Consider the following 15,664-nt stretch of genomic DNA (forward strand, 5'->3'; position numbering starts at 1 on the left):
CGAACGGGCCCGCGGCCCGACTCCGCCACAACCACATATCCCTGCCGCGTGCCCTGTCCCCGTGCGTATGGGAGCGGGGCACGCGGTGTTCTCCGCCCGGCGGCCCTCCCGCCCGGCACGCGCCCTTCTCCGCCCGGCGGTGCTCCCGCCCGGGTGGCGGTCGCGGCCGGACGGTCTTCGCGGCCGGACGGCGGCTCCCGCACCGCGGCCCCTCGCCCCGGTGTTCTCACGTCCTGTCCGCCGAGGCCCCATCGTGGCCGACGGACGCCCCGGCCCGAGCGGCCGCGTTACGCTCGACGACTGTGCTGATTCTGCTGCCACCGTCCGAGGGAAAGGCCGGGTCGGGCGACGGCCCCGCCCTCGACCTGTCCCGGTTGAGCTTCCCGTCCCTGACCGCCTCCCGCAGGAAGGTCCTGAGCGCGCTCGTCGCGCTGTCCAGGAAATCGCAGGCCCAGGCCGTGCTCGGCCTGTCGCCGGGCCAGCTCGGCGAGATCGGCAAGAACCGGGAGCTGCGGACGGCCCCCACGCTGACGGCCGCGGAGCTGTACACCGGGGTGCTCTACGACAACCTCGGGCTGGCCACCCTCTCCCCCGGCGCCGCCGAACGGGCCGCGGAGAGCCTGCTGATCTTCTCCGGGCTGTGGGGACTGCTGAGAATCACCGACAGGGTGCCGCCGTACCGGCTGTCGATGGGGGTGAAGCTGCCGCCGCTCGGCGGCCTGGGCGCCTACTGGCGCAAGCCCGTCACCTCGGCGCTCGGCGGGGAGTCCGGCCTGGTCGTCGACCTGCGCTCCAGCACCTACGCCGCGGCCTGGCAGCCCGGAGGACGGGCGGTCGCGGTGCGGGTTCTCAAGGACGGCAAGGTCGTCAGCCACATGGCCAAGGCGACCCGGGGCGTGATCGCCCGCTCGCTGCTGGAGGGCGGCGTGGATCCGCAGACGCCGCAGGAACTGGCCAAGGTGCTGGACAGCCTCGGCCACGCCGTCGCGCTCGGCCCGGCCCCCGGCGGTAACCGGCCGTGGACCATCGACGTCACAGCGTGACCCGGAAGGTCACCCGGAGGGTCAGCCGGAAGGTCGCAGTGCGGTCCGGAGATCACGGTGTGGCCCGGAGAAAGGTCGTGACCCGGGAATCCACGGGGTGACCCGGGAACGAGGAAGGCCGCCACGACGGGAACGACCCGCCCTGGCGGCTTCCGGGCGGTGAGGGGCCCGCACCCCGGGGGGGGGGGGCCGCCCCCCCGGGTCGAGGCTGGGACGGTGTGTCGGGCGGGCACGGGGGCGCTGGGGGGGGGCCGGAAAAGCGGGGGGTGGGGGGGGGCCCCCCCCCCCGGGGTGCGGGCCCCTCACCGTGAGACGGATCAGTCCAGGTAGTCGCGCAGGACCTGGGACCTGGACGGGTGACGCAGCTTGGACATGGTCTTGGACTCGATCTGCCGGATGCGCTCGCGCGTCACCCCGTAGACCTTGCCGATCTCGTCCAGCGTCTTCGGCTGACCGTCGGTGAGGCCGAACCGCATCGAGACCACGCCCGCCTCGCGCTCGGACAGAGTGTCCAGAACGGAGTGGAGCTGCTCCTGCAGGAGCGTGAAGCTGACGGCGTCCGCCGGGACGATCGCCTCGGAGTCCTCGATGAGGTCACCGAACTCGCTGTCGCCCTCCTCACCCAGCGGGGTGTGCAGGGAGATCGGCTCGCGGCCGTACTTCTGGACCTCGACGACCTTCTCCGGGGTCATGTCGAGCTCGCGGGCCAGCTCCTCCGGAGTGGGCTCGCGGCCGAGGTCCTGGAGCATCTGCCGCTGCACGCGGGCCAGCTTGTTGATCACTTCGACCATGTGGACCGGGATGCGGATGGTCCGCGCCTGGTCGGCCATGGCGCGGGTGATCGCCTGCCGGATCCACCAGGTGGCGTAGGTGGAGAACTTGTAGCCCTTGGTGTAGTCGAACTTCTCGACCGCGCGGATCAGACCCAGGTTGCCCTCCTGGATCAGGTCCAGGAAGAGCATGCCGCGGCCGGTGTAGCGCTTGGCCAGCGAGACCACCAGGCGCAGGTTGGCCTCCAGCAGGTGGTTCTTGGCCCGGCGGCCGTCCTCGGCGATCCACTCCAGCTCGGCGCGGACGTCGACCGGCAGCCGGTCGCCGTCGGTGCCCAGCTGCTCCTCGGCGAACAGGCCGGCCTCGATGCGCTTGGCCAGCTCGACCTCCTGCTCGGCGTTGAGCAGGGGGACCTTGCCGATCTGCTTGAGGTAGTCCTTGACCGGGTCGGCGGTCGCTCCGGCCGCGGCGACCTGCGGCACGGGGGCGTCGTCGTCGTCGTCGGACAGGATGAGGACCTCGTCCTCGTTCTGCTCGACGGCCTCGGCCTTGGGCTCGTCGTCGGTCTCGGTCTCGGCTTCGGTCTCGATCTCGGTCTCGATCTCCACCTCGACCTCGGCCTCGAGGTCGAAGTCCTCGATCTCGACGTCCTCGAGGTCGATGACCTCCTCGTCGTCGCCGACGACCTGCTTGGGCTTCGCCTCGGCCTTGGGCGCGGCGGCCTTGGGCGCGGGCGCGGCGGCCTCGGGCGCCGTCTTCCTCGGCGGCGCGGGGACCGGCTTCTTGGCGGACGGTGCGATCTTCTTGGCCGGGGGCGCCGGCTTCTTGGCCGCGGGGGCGGGCTCGGAGCCGCTGACGACCGCCGTGACGGTCTCCGGCTGCTCCTTGGCCGCCGCGGCGGTCTTCGTCTTCTTGACCGGGGCGGGAGCGGCGGGGGTACGGCGCTTGGCCGGGGTCCGGGACTTCTTGGGACCCGCGGAGTCCTCGGCGGTCAGCCGTACGGTGATGCCCTCTTTGCTGAGGCTGCGCAGGATTCCAGCGACCTGCGCCATGGGAATGTCCGCTTCCTCGACGGCCTTGCGGACATCCTCAGACTCGAGGAACCCCTGCGAGCGCCCCCGCTCCATCAGCTGCTGAATGACGGGCTCGTTCAGCTCGGATGGCTTCGAGCGAGTCGAACTTGCAGGCGACACGAACACCTCTCGAAGGAAAGCGTGACGAGAATGGACCCAGGTGCCCACTAGGGGCGGAACCTCTAGTTGTTGATGAACGAGGCCGCGCAAACCGCGACGCACCTGTCCAGCATTGTGGCACGACACCGTGATCCATACGGCCGCCTCCTGGCGGTTGCCCTCCACCCTAGGCCGACCAAGAGAGTAGTGCGTACGGAAGCGAGGCACCGATACCCGAAAGCAACCGTTATGACTGTTTCATTCAGTCACTCTTCGTGGCCAGGGGAACATGAATCGCGAGCACCGTGACGTCATCATCCTGTTCATACCCAGACAGCATCCGGTCAACTAGGAAATCCAGCAACATATGCGGACTTCCAACAACTTCCGGCGGCGCTTCGGTCACAACTGAGCAAAGATCGGCAAGACCGGCATCCAAGCCACGCTTCCGATTCTCCACCAGACCATCTGAATACAGGACCGCGGTATGCCCCGGAGGGACACAGAAGCGGAACTGCCGGCGGCTGGTCGGCCAGCCGAGCGGAGTGCCGGGCTCGCCCTCGACCAGCAGCGGCACGCCCTGCGGGGAGACCAGCAGGGGCGGCGGGTGGCCCGCCAGGGCCAGTGTGCCCTCTCCGGTGCCGGGCTCCACGACCATGTAGGCCAGGGTGGTGACCTGCTCTTCCTCCTCCGTCGCCTCGAAGACCCTGTCCAGGCCCGTGAGCACCGCCGCGGGCGGCGGATTGGTCAGCGCCAGGGCCCGCATGGCGTTGCGGATGCGGCCCATGCCCGCGGCGGCCTTGACGCCCTTGCCCATGACGTCGCCGACCACCGCCGCGACCCGGCCGTCCTGCAGCACGAACGCGTCGTACCAGTCGCCGCCGACCTGCACGTGACGGCTTCCCGAGCGGAACCGCTGGGCCAGCACCAGGCCGCGCACCACCGGCAGCCGGTCGGGCAGCAGGCTGCGCTGCAGCGTCTCGGCGGTGCGGTGCTCGCGTTCGAAGAGGGTGGCCCGCTCGACGGCCAGGGCGCACTGCCCGGCGAGCGCCTCCAGGAAGACGCCGTCCTCCTGGGAGATCTTCTGGGGGCGGGTGAAGGAGAAGCGCAGCGCGCCGAGCGCGCGTCCCGCGGCCAGCAGCGGCAGGCCGACCCACGCCCGCTCGTCGCTGTGGGCGATGAAGCCCGTGATCCCCTCCTCCTCGGCCCCGGCGTCCACGAGCTGGGCGCGCAGGCTCTCGGGCGACTCGGCGAAGACGGGGCGGCGGCTGTTGACCGCCATGGTCATCACGCTGGAGTGCGCCAGCGGGATCTCCTCGCCCGGGGCGCCCGGGACGTCGGGGATGCCGCCGCTGTTGACCAGCTTCAGCGCGGCCCGCTCGACGTCGAGCAGCGCCACGGCCGAGCGGTCGGCGGCCAGGGCCGTACGGCCGACGTCGATGATGACCTGGACGACCTGCTCGACGGTGAGCGCCTCGGCGAGCATGGCCGTCGCGCCCTGCAGGCGCGCCGTGCGCAGGGCCGCGGCGCCGAGCTGGTCGGTGAGCCTGCCGCGCATCTCCTCGGCCTCGCGCTGCGGGGTGACGTCGGTGTTGGCACCGACCCACTCGACCACCCGGCCGTGCCGGATGATCGGGACCGCGCGCACCTCGAAGTGGCGGTAACCGCTGACCCTGGTACGGACGCGGTAGCTCCACTCGAACATGATCCGGCCGCGGAGCGCCTCGCGCCACGCCTCCTCGGTGTGCTGGCGGTCGTCGGGGTGGACGGCGTCCAGCCAGCCGTGGGCGAGGTACTCCTCCAGCCCCTGGCCGGTGATGGCACGCCACGGCGGGGCGTCCTCCAGCACGGCCCCGTTGGGCGCGGTGATCCACACGAGCTGGGACTGCGCCTCGACCAGCGACCGGTAGCGCTCCTCGCTGCGCCGCAGGTCCTCCTCGACCTGGCGGCTCTCGGTGATGTCCACGCCGATCAGGCAGACCGCGCGCAGGACGCCCTCCTCGTCGTGGACCGGCGAGAACGTGAGCGACCAGTGGTGGGTCTCCCCGTCGGCGGTGCGCACCCTGATCCGCTGGTCCCCCTCGACCTCGGCCCCGTCGACGATCGCGCGGACCGAGCCCTCGACCAGCGCGGTGAGATCGGCCGAGAGCAGCTCGTGCGGGGCGCCGCCGACCAGGCGCTCGGCGGGGAGGCCGACGACGCCGGCGAAGACCTCGTCGACCCGCTGGAAGCGGCCCTCGGGGTCGAAGAACGCGAACGCGAACGGCGACTGTGTCAGCAGGCCCTGCAACAGGCCGGAGTCCGAGATGTCCACACCCGACTTCCGGGGACGGGGCACGGAGGTTTCGGCGCTCATGGTCGGCACCTCCGTCGCGTGCCAGGGTCTCCCACGAGGCACATCTCCAAACTTGCGAATTGGCGTAGCGCAGCTCCGGGGGACCGGATCCTGCAGTACATCATCGGCGATGGGCGGGCACGGACGGAAGCCCCGCCCATGATGCGGTCAACGCACCGCGCGCGCCTCTCCGGTCCGGGTTCGTTGCGCGCACCTCGCGGAGTCGCCGCCCTCGCCGGACCGCGCCGACCGGGGCCGGACGCCGTCTCCGCCCTCCCGAGACACCGGCACGACCGCCGCCGGCGCCTTCAAACGTTTGCGGCCAGGACCCTAGCAGGATCAAGCCGGACCGTCCCGACAACTGCCCACCTCGTCTCCGCGAGCGTCCCAAGGAAGATCAGGCTACTGACTCATTCCCGATTTGGCTCCCCCTTCGCGGACAGTCGCTGACTACCTTGTCGACAAATCCAGTCAAGACACGCCTCACCTCGCATCCCATCCGCGCAAACATCGCTCCACAACGCCCCTCCGAGGGTTGACACCCAGGCGATAAGTTGTGGAATGGGAACGCACGTCCCCGCCGTCCGTCCGGGGGTCTCCTCCCGGAAAACCGGAGGAATGCGACAGCCATGCCCGCTCTCGCCACACACCTCAGCGGCGGCCCGCCGACGCTCCACGATCGGGTGAGCGCCCGCCTGGCCGCCGAGTTCCTGACCGTCCCCCTCGGCACCGTGGACCGGTGCGTGGCCGACGTCCGGGCCTGCGCCGAGCACCTGGGGATCGAGGCGACACCCGAGGTGGTCGAGCGCGTCGCCCGCGAGCATCTGCTCGCCCTCGTCAACTCCGCGCCGCCACCGCGAAGTCCCCGGTAACATCGAGATCACCGGGCCGTGTTCCACGCACTGTTCGACCCGGGAATGCGAGAAGGTTGGGACGTGAGCGAGCAGGGCGAGCGAGCCAATCAGCACGGCACCGGGCCTCTTCGGCCGACGGAGGAGGCGGCTTGAACCGGCGGCACCGTCGAGACCCGCGTGACAGCCGGTCTCCCGACGAGGTGTTCGCCGAGATGCTGCTCGCGTCGCGGGAGCTGCTGGCCGTGCGCAGCCCGCTGGACGCCGAGCTCATGGTCTCCGACATGGTCGGGGCCTGGTGGAGGCGGCGCCTGCGGGGCGGGGACGCCGAGCAGGTGCTGGGCGAGGGCATGGTCGACTACGCCGCCAAGGCGGGGTCCCCGGCCGCGCTGACCCTGCTGATCGCGCTGGCCTACCTCGGCACCGCGCGCCAGGCGGCCAAGGCCGAGGGGGCGGCGCTGGCGCTCATCGAGCGGCAGGTGGCCAGGCCCCGCTGGGCCGACCGCCTCGGCGTCGTCAAGCCGACCGGCTGCTTCGTCTCCCGCGACGCCTACGGCGACCAGGACACCGTGGTCTGCACCTTCGGCTACCGGGGCACCGACAGCGACGAGGACCGGCACGCGCTGGTCATGGTCGTCGACTACAACATGCGGGGGATCGCCCGCGACACCTGGGTCTCCTCCCACGTGGACAAACTGCTCGACCAGGCCAGGGCCGAGGCCGCGGCCAACCCGATGCTCAGGTTCGAGGAGATCGAGCCGCAGCAGGCCAGGGCGCTTCTGGAGTCGGCCATGAAGGCCACCGCGGAGTACGGCGACCGCAGGACGAGCGCGCCCGTCAGCGACAGCTACAGCGCCTACCACGCCTTCGCGCGCTCCCGGATCAAGGCTCTGCCCCCCGGCCGCAAACGCCCGGCCCCGCTGCACAGCGAGGCGCCCTACAGCCGCGACCGCCGGGCGATGCTGGCCGCGGAGTTCCTCTCCTCCGACGCCGCCGAGCACCTGTCGGACCCCTCGGCCGCCTCGCGCTGCGCCGACCACATCATCGACTACGGCTGCGACCAGGACTTCGGCAGGCCGTTGCGGATCAGCCCGACCAAGTGCCAGACGTTCCTGCTCGACTGGCTGCCGCGCAAGGTGATGCTCAGCCCTGCCGAGCAAGAGGCGGTGCCGTACGTGCTGGGGGCCTGGGCCCGCTTCGCCGCGCGCCGCAACGGGCTGGCCGACGAGGGGCTGCGCGCCACGCTCGACGGCATCTGGGAGGCCACGGCGAAGTTCGCCGAGGCCTACCGCGACCCGACGACCTTCGGCCTGGACCGCGACCTGCTGGAGCGCCTGCTGCCCGACGGGGACCTGTCCGCGCTGGCCCGGCGGGTCTTCGCGTTCCCGTTCCTGCAGGGCACACACGGCGAGATCAAGCTCGACCTGCTCAACCCCGCCGACGAGGCCGACCGCAGGATCCTGCTGGGCATCGACCACGCGGGCGAGCGGGACCGGCCCGACTACGACGAGCACCTCGCCTGGCACGAGGAGATCGCGGGCAGGCTCTGGGAGGGCGACCCGCCGCAGCTGTGGGAGGCCGCCCAGCGGCTGCTGGACCTGGGGCACGACCGGCACGACGTGCTGCACGTGCTGATCGAGCTCGCCGAGCGGATCGGCGACGACCCCGAGGAACTGGCCGTCGCCCTCGATGACATCGCCGACATTCCCGACGAGCCTCCGATGTAGGTGAGCCATGCTGATCGATCTCAACGCCGATCTGGGGGAAGGCTTCGGCATCTGGCGACTGGGGGACGACGAGGCCCTGCTCGGCCTGGTGACCAGCGCGAACATCGCCTGCGGATTCCACGCGGGCGACCCGCTGACCATCCGCCGCACCTGCACGGCCGCGGTCGACCGGGGGGTGGCGATCGGCGCCCAGGTGTCCTACCGGGACCTGGCCGGGTTCGGGCGCCGCGAGATGGACGTCGATCCCGAGGAGCTCTGCGCCGAGGTCCTCTACCAGTTGTCCGCGGTGGACGGCATCGCCAGGGCGATGGGGGGCCGGGTCTCCTACGTCAAGCCGCACGGCGCGCTCTACAACCGGATCTGCCGCGACCCCGAGCAGGCCGAGGCCGTCGTGGCGGCCGTCGCCGACCACGACGAGGGGCTGCCGCTGCTGAGCCTGCCCAGCTCGGTCGTCCACGAGATCGCCGCCCGCGAGGGACTCACCACCGTCACCGAGGCCTTCGCCGACCGCGCCTACACCCCCTCGGGCGCCCTCGTCTCCCGCCGCTCCCCCGACGCGGTGCTGCACGACCCGGTCGAGGTCGCGGCCAGGGCCGTGCGCATGGCGACCACCGGGACGGTGACCGCGATCGACGGGTCCGAGATCACGCTGAACGCGCGCTCCATCTGCGTGCACGGCGACACCCCCGGCGCCGTACTGCTGGCGCGGGCCGTGCGTGACGGCCTGATCGCGGCCGGGGTGACGCTGAAGGCCTTCACTTGACGTCCTCCCGCCCCCGAAGGGACCGGGATTCCCGGCCGAAACCGGGTGGTTCGCGGCTCACGGCCCCGCCCGGCGGCCGGCGGGCTCCCCGCGCCGCCACCCCATGCCCCGGGGCGGTCCCGCGATGCCGGCTCGGTCGTCGCCGGCCCGATCACCATGGCGACCCCCGCCGGGCGAATCCCGGGAACACCGTGAACGACCGTTGGGAGACCGTGGCGTCCGGGGACACCGGGGACACCGGGGAATCCGGCGTGAGGTGCGGATCGTGATCCGCCTGGCCGGAGAGCACGCGCTGCTGGTCGAGACCGGATCACTGGAGGTCTCCCACCGGCTCGACGCCCTGCTCCGGGCCGCCCGCCCGGCCGGTGTGACCGAGATCGTGCCCGGTCCCGCGGCCGTCCTGGTGAGCGCACCGGGCACCGACCTCGCCCCGCTGCGCTCCCGGCTCTCCCAGCTGCTGGAGGCGGCCCGCCTGCCCGCCCCCGGCGGTCTCGCCCCCACCGCGACCGTGACGGTCCCGGTGGTCTACGACGGGGCCGACCTCGACGACGTGGCCGCTCTGACCGGGCTGTCCCCGGCGGAGGTGGTCGAGCGGCACACCGGGCGGGAGCTCGTGGCCGGCTGGCTGGGGTTCGCCCCGGGATTCGCCTACCTCACGGGGCTGGATCCGGCGCTGCACGTGCCGCGGCTCGCCACGCCGAGGACCTCGGTGCCCGCGGGGTCCGTCGCGATCGCGGGACCCTACTCGGCCGTCTACCCGTCGGCCTCCCCGGGCGGCTGGCGGCTGCTCGGCCGCTCCCCCCTGACCGTGTGGGACGTGGCCGCCGACCCGCCCGCCCTGCTCACGCCGGGCACACGGGTCAGGTTCGAGGCGATCGCCGCTCCATGATCGAGGTCATCGCGCCCGGGCCGTACGCCACCGTGCAGGATCTCGGCCGCCCCGGTTACGCCCACCTCGGCGTGCCGCACTCGGGGGCGGCGGACGCGCCGAGCCTGCGGCTGGCCAACCGGCTGGTGGGCAACCCCGAGGGCGCCGCCGGGATCGAGCTGACCTTCGGCGGTGCCGCGCTCCGCTTCGTCACCGGCGCCTGGGTCGCCGTCACGGGGGCCGACTGCCCGCTGGTGGTCGCCGTGCGCGGCCGGAGCCTGCCGCGGGGGATGCGCGCCCCGTTCTGGGTGGCGGCGGGCGGCGAGCTGCGGGTGGCGATCCCCGCGGCGGGGCTGCGGACCTACGTCGCGGTCCGCGGCGGCCTCGACACGCCCGTCGTCCTGGGCAGCCGCTCGACCGACTCGCTCTGCGGCCTCGGCCCGCCCGTACTGCGCGCGGGCGCCGTCCTGCCGGTGGGGCCGGTCCACGACCTGCCTCCCCTCACCGTGGACGCGGCGCCCCCCGCGGCACCGCCGGACGTCCTGTGGGCCCTTCCCGGCCCCCGGGACGACTGGTTCGTCCCCGGTGCGCTGGCCGGGCTGTGCGCGCAGCCGTACCGGGTGAGCCAGGACAGCAACCGGGTCGGTGTGCGGCTGAACGGCCCACGCCTAGAGCGGGCCCGCGACGCGGAGCTGCCCAGCGAGGGCGTGGTCGCCGGGGCCGTCCAGGTGCCGCCGGACGGGCAGCCGATCCTGTTTCTCGCCGACCACCCGCCGACGGGGGGATATCCGGTCATCGCCGTGCTCACCTCGGCCGCTCTCGCCGCGGCCGCCCAGCTGCGCCCCGGCGACCCGGTCCGTTTCCGCCTCCGGCGTCCCGCGCCCTAACGCAGCAGCCAGGTGACCCGCTCGGCCTCCTCGGCCAGGGCGGTGGACGGGACGTCCTCCATGAGGTCGAAGGTGATCCGGCCGTTCTTCGCCTCCCAGACCCCGGCGACTCGGCCCCGGTGGATCACGACCGGGGAGATCCAGCCCGCGGCCCGGCTGACCTTCGCCCTGGTCTGCCGGGGCAGGAGAGGTTCGAGGTCACGGGGGGCGCCGAGGATGTACTGGTCGAAGCCGGGCAGGAGGTGGACGCCGGTCGCGGGCCCGGTGGCGGCCAGGTCGTCCAGGTGCTCGGCGAGCACGACCATCGGGCCGCCCTCGACCTCGACCTCCGCCAGCTCGGGGGTCAGGTCGCGGAACCAGCCGCGCAGGGCCGCCTTGCGGGCGGCGCCCCGGTAGAGCCAGGTGTCGAAGGTCTCGGGGGTGCCTGGGCCGTGGGCGCCGAGAAAGGCCCGGACGAGGTGCCTGCCGCCCTCGTCGGCGGAGGGCGGCGTCCCGGGCAGGTCCGGCACCCAGTCGCGGGGGCTGACGAAGGTCACCCGGCCCTCGCGCGGCGGCCCGTAGCAGAGCTCGCCGAGGAAGCTCAGCGGCTTGAGCAGGGCGCCCCAGCCCGACGTCAGCGCCTGCCGCAGGTGAGCGTCACCGGTGACCTCGATGACGGCCTCGACCAGCTCCTCGCGGGTCAGCGCGCGCCCTTCGAGCGCCTTGGGGACCGCGTCGAGGATGGCCGCGACCTCGGCGGCGGTCACCCCGTGGCCGCGCTGCCAGGAGGCCCTGTCCCAGCCGCGGAAGGAGCCGAGGACCGCGGTGTGGAAGGACAGCTCGTCGGAGGGGACCAGGTGCAGGGTGCCGCGGACCCTCCAGGTCTTGACCAGGGTGCGGTCGGTCCACAGGGCGGTGTCGACCTCGCGGGGGCGTGGCGCGGCGCGCCGTACGGCCACCGCGAGCGCGGCCGAGGAGGCCACCTGGGCCTGCACCCCGGCCAGGCGCCGGACCACGGACAGGGCGTCCGGGCCCGCGGCCGGATCGACGAACTGCCTCTTCAACCGCCATGCGAGCACCTGGGGCCAGGTGACGGAAACAACCATGCCATGGCTTCTACACCCTCGCACCGACAGAACCGGGGCGGGGGACCTCCGGAGATCTCCAGGGGTTCCGGAGGCCCCCCGCCGAAAGGCTCCTGGCGCGGATCTCCCGCGAAGGTCGCGGGACCTTCGCGGGAGATCCCCTCCGAGCCGCCCGCCTCACGAGGTCCTCACGGTCCCGCTGAGGGTCCTCAGCCGAGTCGCCCGCCCGGGTCCGTCCGGCTCACTTGGCGAACCCGATGTCCTGGTATTTCAGGTCGTAGAAGCCGCGGGCCCCGTAGTTGGCTATGTCCTTGTTGACGGCCACGTTCTGCGGGCGCTGGTAGAGCGTCACCACGTTCACCGCCTCCCAGATCAACTTGTCCGCGGCGTTGGTGTCGGCGATGGCCTGCGCCCCGTCGAGGTTGGAGGTGGCCTTGTTCATGGCGGCGTTGATCTGCGGGGAGCCGATGCGGCCCAGGTTGGAGTTCCACTGCGGCTGCCCCTTGGAGTCGCGGACGGCGTTGGCGTACTGGCCGTAGCCGCTGGAGACCGGGAAGGGCGTGCCCACGTAGGCGAACGCGGTGATGTCGTAGTTACCGGGAATGATGTACTTGGTGAAGTAGTCGTCGCTGGGCACCGCCTGAAGGGTGACCTTGACGCCGATCTGGGCCAGCATGCTCTGGGTGATCTCGGCCTCCGACTTGGTGAGCTGCAGGCCGGAGGGCATGACGAAGCGCAGGTTCAGCTCCCTGCCGTCCTTCGTGCGCGTCTGACCGGACAGCCTCCAGCCCGCGGCGTCCAGCAGCTGCTTGGCCTTCCCCGGGTTGTAGACGCCGATCTCACCCGCGTTGTCCTGGTAGCCGTCCTGGGTGTTCATGAAGAAGTGGTTGTTCAGCAGCACGATCGGCCAGTCCAGGCCCTGCAGGTCGGACTGGGTGATGGCCTGGCGGTTGATGCCCATCGCGATGGCCCGGCGGACGTTGACGTCGGAGAGCGCCTCGCTCTCACCGTTCATCGTGAACTGCCGGAAGTCGGGGCCCGCCGCCTGCCGTATGATCGCGCCCCGGCTGTTCTTGGCCCGCGCGTAGTCGGGCGCGGACGGGCCGACGTCGAAGGTGTCCAGCTCGCCGTTGCTGAAGGCGCCGACCAGCGCGTCGCTCTCCAGCGCACGGTAGATGATCTTGTCCAGCTTGGCCCGCTCGCCCCACCAGCGGTCGTCCCTGACGATGGTGACGGTCTTGGCCGTCTGGTCGAACGAGAGGAACTTGAACGGGCCCGCGGTGACCGGGATCTGGTTCAGCCAGGCCGTGTTGAACGCCTCGGCGGTGGCGTTGGTGCTCTTGGGGTAGAGCGGGCCGAACAGCGACTGCCAGTCGCCGAAGGGCTTGGCGAAGGTGACGACCACCTCGTGGACGTCCTTGCCCCGCTCCACGCTCTCGATGTCGTGGTAGCCGGTGGTGCCCGCGACGCGGTAGTCGGGGTTGGTGCCGTTCATCGCCTGCCACTGGGCCCGGTAGTCCTCCCAGGTGATCGGTCTCCCGTCGGACCACCTGGCCTTCGGGTTGAGCGTCAGCGTGACGACCTGCTTCGGCTTGCTCGCCGTGAGCCTGCCCGCCAGGAGGTAGTCGGTGTTCGCCGAGATCTCCCCCTTCTCGTTGGAGCGGAAGGCGGAGGGCATGAGCCCGTCGATGACCTTCTTGACCATCGCCAGGTTGCCGTCGACCTGGTTGAGGTTCCAGTTGGTGGGGTACTCGTTGAGACCCCAGCGGAGCAGGCCGCCGTCCTTGACCTTGTCGCGGGGGAGCGGGTTGATGTCGTAGGCCCTGACCGCCGCCGAACCGCCCTTCGACTCGTCTCCGTCACTGCTCGGGCCACCTCCTCGGCCTCCGCCCTGACCTCCGCAGCCGGTGAGGGTCAGCGAGCCGGCCACGGTCAGCGCAGCGGCGAACGCGCCCACGCGCCGGATTGATATCACGGTTCCTCCACGGTTATACGACTTCGAGCTTCTCGGCGAAGTGACATGAGGCGCCGTGGTCCTCGCCCAACGGCCGGACCTGGGGCTCCTCGTTCACGCACCGGCTCCGGCCGGTCTCGTCGAGGGTCCTGAACTTGGGACAGCGGGTGCGGAAGCGGCAGCCGGAGGGAGGGGCGGCCGGACTGGGCAGATCACCTTCGAGCAGGATGCGTCTTCTGGACCGTTCCTTACGGGGGTCGGGCAGGGGGATCGCCGACAGCAGCGCCTGCGTGTAGGGGTGCATGGGGGCGTCGTAGACCGCGTCGACCCGGCCGATCTCGGCGATCTTCCCGAGATACATGACCGCGACCCGGTCGGCGATGTGCCGGACCACGGCCAGATCGTGCGCCACGAACAGGTAGGACAGGCCCAGCCGGTTCTTCAGGTCGTTCAGCAGGTTGATCACGCCCGCCTGGATGGAGACGTCGAGCGCCGAGACCGGCTCGTCCAGCACGACCAGCCGGGGTTCCAGCGCGAGCGCGCGGGCGATGCCGATGCGCTGGCGCTGGCCGCCGGAGAAGTCCTGCGGGTACCGCGCCGCGTGGCCGGGCTCCAGCCCGACCAGCCGGAGCAGTTCCCGGACCCTCGGCCCGGGCTTCCGGCCGCCGTGCGCGCGCAGCGGTTCGGCGACGATGTCGTAGACGGTCATCCGGGGATCCAGCGAGGCCAGCGGGTCCTGGAAGACCACCTGCATGTCCCGCCTGATCGCCATCCGCTCGCGGGCGCCCAGTGCCGAGGTGTCGTGTCCCAGCACCGCGATCGTGCCCTGCTGGGGCCGGGTCAGCTCCAGGATCTCCAGCAGCGTCGTCGTCTTGCCGCAGCCCGACTCGCCGACCAGGCCGAGCGTCTCCGTCTCGCGGATGTCGAAGCTGATGCCGTCGACCGCGTGGACGGTGCCGACCCTCCGCCTGAAGATCGCCCCCTTCATCAGGGGGTGGTGTTTGACCAGGCCGTCGACCGCCAGGACGGTCGCGCGCTCGGCGCGCGGCGGCCGTACCGGCTGTTCCGGGACGGTCCCGGCCTTCTCCGCGGCCCCGTCGAGGGCCCCGTCGAGGGCCCCGTCGAGGTCACCACCGGGGGCACCGTCGAGGTCACCGACCCGGTAGATCTGGGCCGGTGACCAGCCTTCGAGCTCGATCTCACCCGAGCGGATGCAGGCGGCCAGGTGGTCCGGTGAGTCCACCGCCTCCAGCGGGGGTTCCGCCTCGGCGCAGGCGGGCACCGCTATCGGGCAGCGCGGCTCGAACGGGCAGCCCGGCGGCAGCGCGCCCGGCGACGGCGGGTTGCCCCCGATCGGGACCAGCGGCTGCCCGCCGCCCCGGTCGAGGCGGGGGATGGAGCCGAGCAGACCCATGGTGTACGGCATCCGCGGCCGGTAGTAGACGTCGTCGACCGGCCCGACCTCGACGGACCGCCCGGCGTACATGACCATGACCCGGTCGGCGAACCCGGCGACCACCCCCAGGTCGTGGGTGATCATCACGATCGCCGCGCCGGTCTCCCGCTGCGCCCGTTTCAGCACCTCCAGCACCTGGGCCTGGATGGTGACGTCGAGCGCGGTGGTGGGCTCGTCGCAGATGATCACATCGGGGTCGTTGGCGATCGCCATCGCGATCACCGCGCGCTGCCGCATGCCCCCGGAGAACTCGTGCGGGAAGGCCTTGGCCCGCTGGGCGGCGTTGGGGATGCCGACCAGGTCGAGCAGTTCGACGGCCCGCCGGGCGGCCTGCTGTCTGGTGACCCTCTGGTGGATCCGTACGGCCTCGGCGATCTGGTCGCCCACCCGGTACACGGGGGTGAGCGCGGACAGCGGGTCCTGGAAGACCATCGAGATCGTCTTGCCCCGGAAGGCGGTGAGCGTCTTCTCCGTGGCCCCGAGGATCTCCTTGCCCAGCAGCCGCACCGAACCGGTGACGCGGGCGTTCGGCGGGAGCAGGCCCATCACGGCCAGCGAGGTGACGGACTTGCCGGACCCCGACTCGCCGACGATGCCGAGCACCTCGCCGGGGTGGACCGCGTAGCTCACCCCCCGTACGGCGTGCACCGCGCCCGGGCCGGAGCCGAAGGTGACGTCGAGGCCGGTCACCTCGAGGACCGGTTCGGCGGACCTGGCCGGCACCGGCCGCCCGGGACGCCCCCGGTCCCCCTCGCGCTCCCGGCGCCGCGGGT

At 72.1% G+C, this 15,664-nt stretch carries 11 protein-coding genes; 6 read left to right on the top strand and 5 right to left on the bottom strand.

Features of this window, described 5'->3' with window-relative positions; genetic code table 11:
- The first annotated feature begins 302 nt into the window (after nt 1-302).
- Nucleotides 303-1,043 (top strand): peroxide stress protein YaaA, encoded by a 741-nt coding sequence (locus AB0N02_RS27555; protein ID WP_363952202.1) that lies wholly within the window; start codon nt 303-305, stop codon nt 1,041-1,043.
- 317 nt (nt 1,044-1,360) lie between these two features.
- On the opposite strand, the gene AB0N02_RS27560 is transcribed toward AB0N02_RS27555, so the two are convergent.
- Both AB0N02_RS27560 and AB0N02_RS27565 read right to left on the bottom strand, forming a co-directional pair.
- Nucleotides 1,361-3,007: an RNA polymerase sigma factor gene (locus tag AB0N02_RS27560; protein ID WP_363952204.1), complete on the bottom strand. Its 1,647-nt coding sequence runs from the start codon at nt 3,005-3,007 to the stop codon at nt 1,361-1,363.
- A 241-nt stretch (nt 3,008-3,248) separates the two neighbouring features.
- Nucleotides 3,249-5,342, bottom strand: coding sequence for a SpoIIE family protein phosphatase (locus AB0N02_RS27565; protein WP_363952207.1), 2,094 nt, complete (start codon nt 5,340-5,342; stop codon nt 3,249-3,251).
- 608 nt (nt 5,343-5,950) lie between these two features.
- On the opposite strand from AB0N02_RS27565, the gene AB0N02_RS27570 reads away from it, so the two are divergent.
- The 5 genes from AB0N02_RS27570 (at nt 5,951) to AB0N02_RS27590 (ending at nt 10,417) form a co-directional block, all read left to right on the top strand.
- The gene (locus AB0N02_RS27570; protein WP_363952209.1) at nt 5,951-6,193 is read left to right on the top strand and encodes a hypothetical protein; all 243 of its coding nucleotides are present in this window, start codon (nt 5,951-5,953) and stop codon (nt 6,191-6,193) included.
- Between the two features lie 131 nt (nt 6,194-6,324).
- Complete coding sequence (locus AB0N02_RS27575; protein ID WP_363952211.1) at nt 6,325-7,899, top strand: hypothetical protein; 1,575 nt, start codon at nt 6,325-6,327, stop codon at nt 7,897-7,899.
- Between the two features lie 7 nt (nt 7,900-7,906).
- A complete protein-coding gene (locus tag AB0N02_RS27580; protein WP_363952213.1) occupies nt 7,907-8,662 on the top strand; it encodes a 5-oxoprolinase subunit PxpA in 756 nt (251 codons plus the stop codon).
- Nucleotides 8,663-8,927: 265 nt separating this feature from the next.
- The gene (locus AB0N02_RS27585; RefSeq protein WP_363952215.1) at nt 8,928-9,551 is read left to right on the top strand and encodes an allophanate hydrolase subunit 1; all 624 of its coding nucleotides are present in this window, start codon (nt 8,928-8,930) and stop codon (nt 9,549-9,551) included.
- Nucleotides 9,548-10,417 (top strand): biotin-dependent carboxyltransferase family protein, encoded by an 870-nt coding sequence (locus AB0N02_RS27590; protein WP_363952217.1) that lies wholly within the window; start codon nt 9,548-9,550, stop codon nt 10,415-10,417. The genes AB0N02_RS27585 and AB0N02_RS27590 overlap by 4 nt, the downstream gene beginning before the upstream one ends.
- Here AB0N02_RS27590 and AB0N02_RS27595 read toward each other — a convergent pair.
- The 3 genes from AB0N02_RS27595 to AB0N02_RS27605 all read right to left on the bottom strand — a co-directional run bounded on the left by AB0N02_RS27595 (nt 10,414) and on the right by AB0N02_RS27605 (nt 15,614).
- Nucleotides 10,414-11,502 (bottom strand): winged helix DNA-binding domain-containing protein, encoded by a 1,089-nt coding sequence (locus AB0N02_RS27595; protein ID WP_363952220.1) that lies wholly within the window; start codon nt 11,500-11,502, stop codon nt 10,414-10,416. The genes AB0N02_RS27590 and AB0N02_RS27595 overlap by 4 nt on opposite strands.
- A 220-nt stretch (nt 11,503-11,722) precedes the next feature.
- Nucleotides 11,723-13,456, bottom strand: a complete 1,734-nt coding sequence (locus tag AB0N02_RS27600; RefSeq protein ID WP_363952223.1) for an ABC transporter family substrate-binding protein — start codon at nt 13,454-13,456, stop codon at nt 11,723-11,725.
- A gap of 13 nt (nt 13,457-13,469) precedes the next feature.
- A complete protein-coding gene (locus tag AB0N02_RS27605; RefSeq protein WP_363952562.1) occupies nt 13,470-15,614 on the bottom strand; it encodes an ABC transporter ATP-binding protein in 2,145 nt (714 codons plus the stop codon).
- Nucleotides 15,615-15,664: the final 50 nt, after the last annotated feature.

It is taken from the genome of Streptosporangium sp. NPDC051022, from assembly GCF_040683035.1.
In the GTDB taxonomy this organism is placed as follows: domain Bacteria; phylum Actinomycetota; class Actinomycetes; order Streptosporangiales; family Streptosporangiaceae; genus Streptosporangium.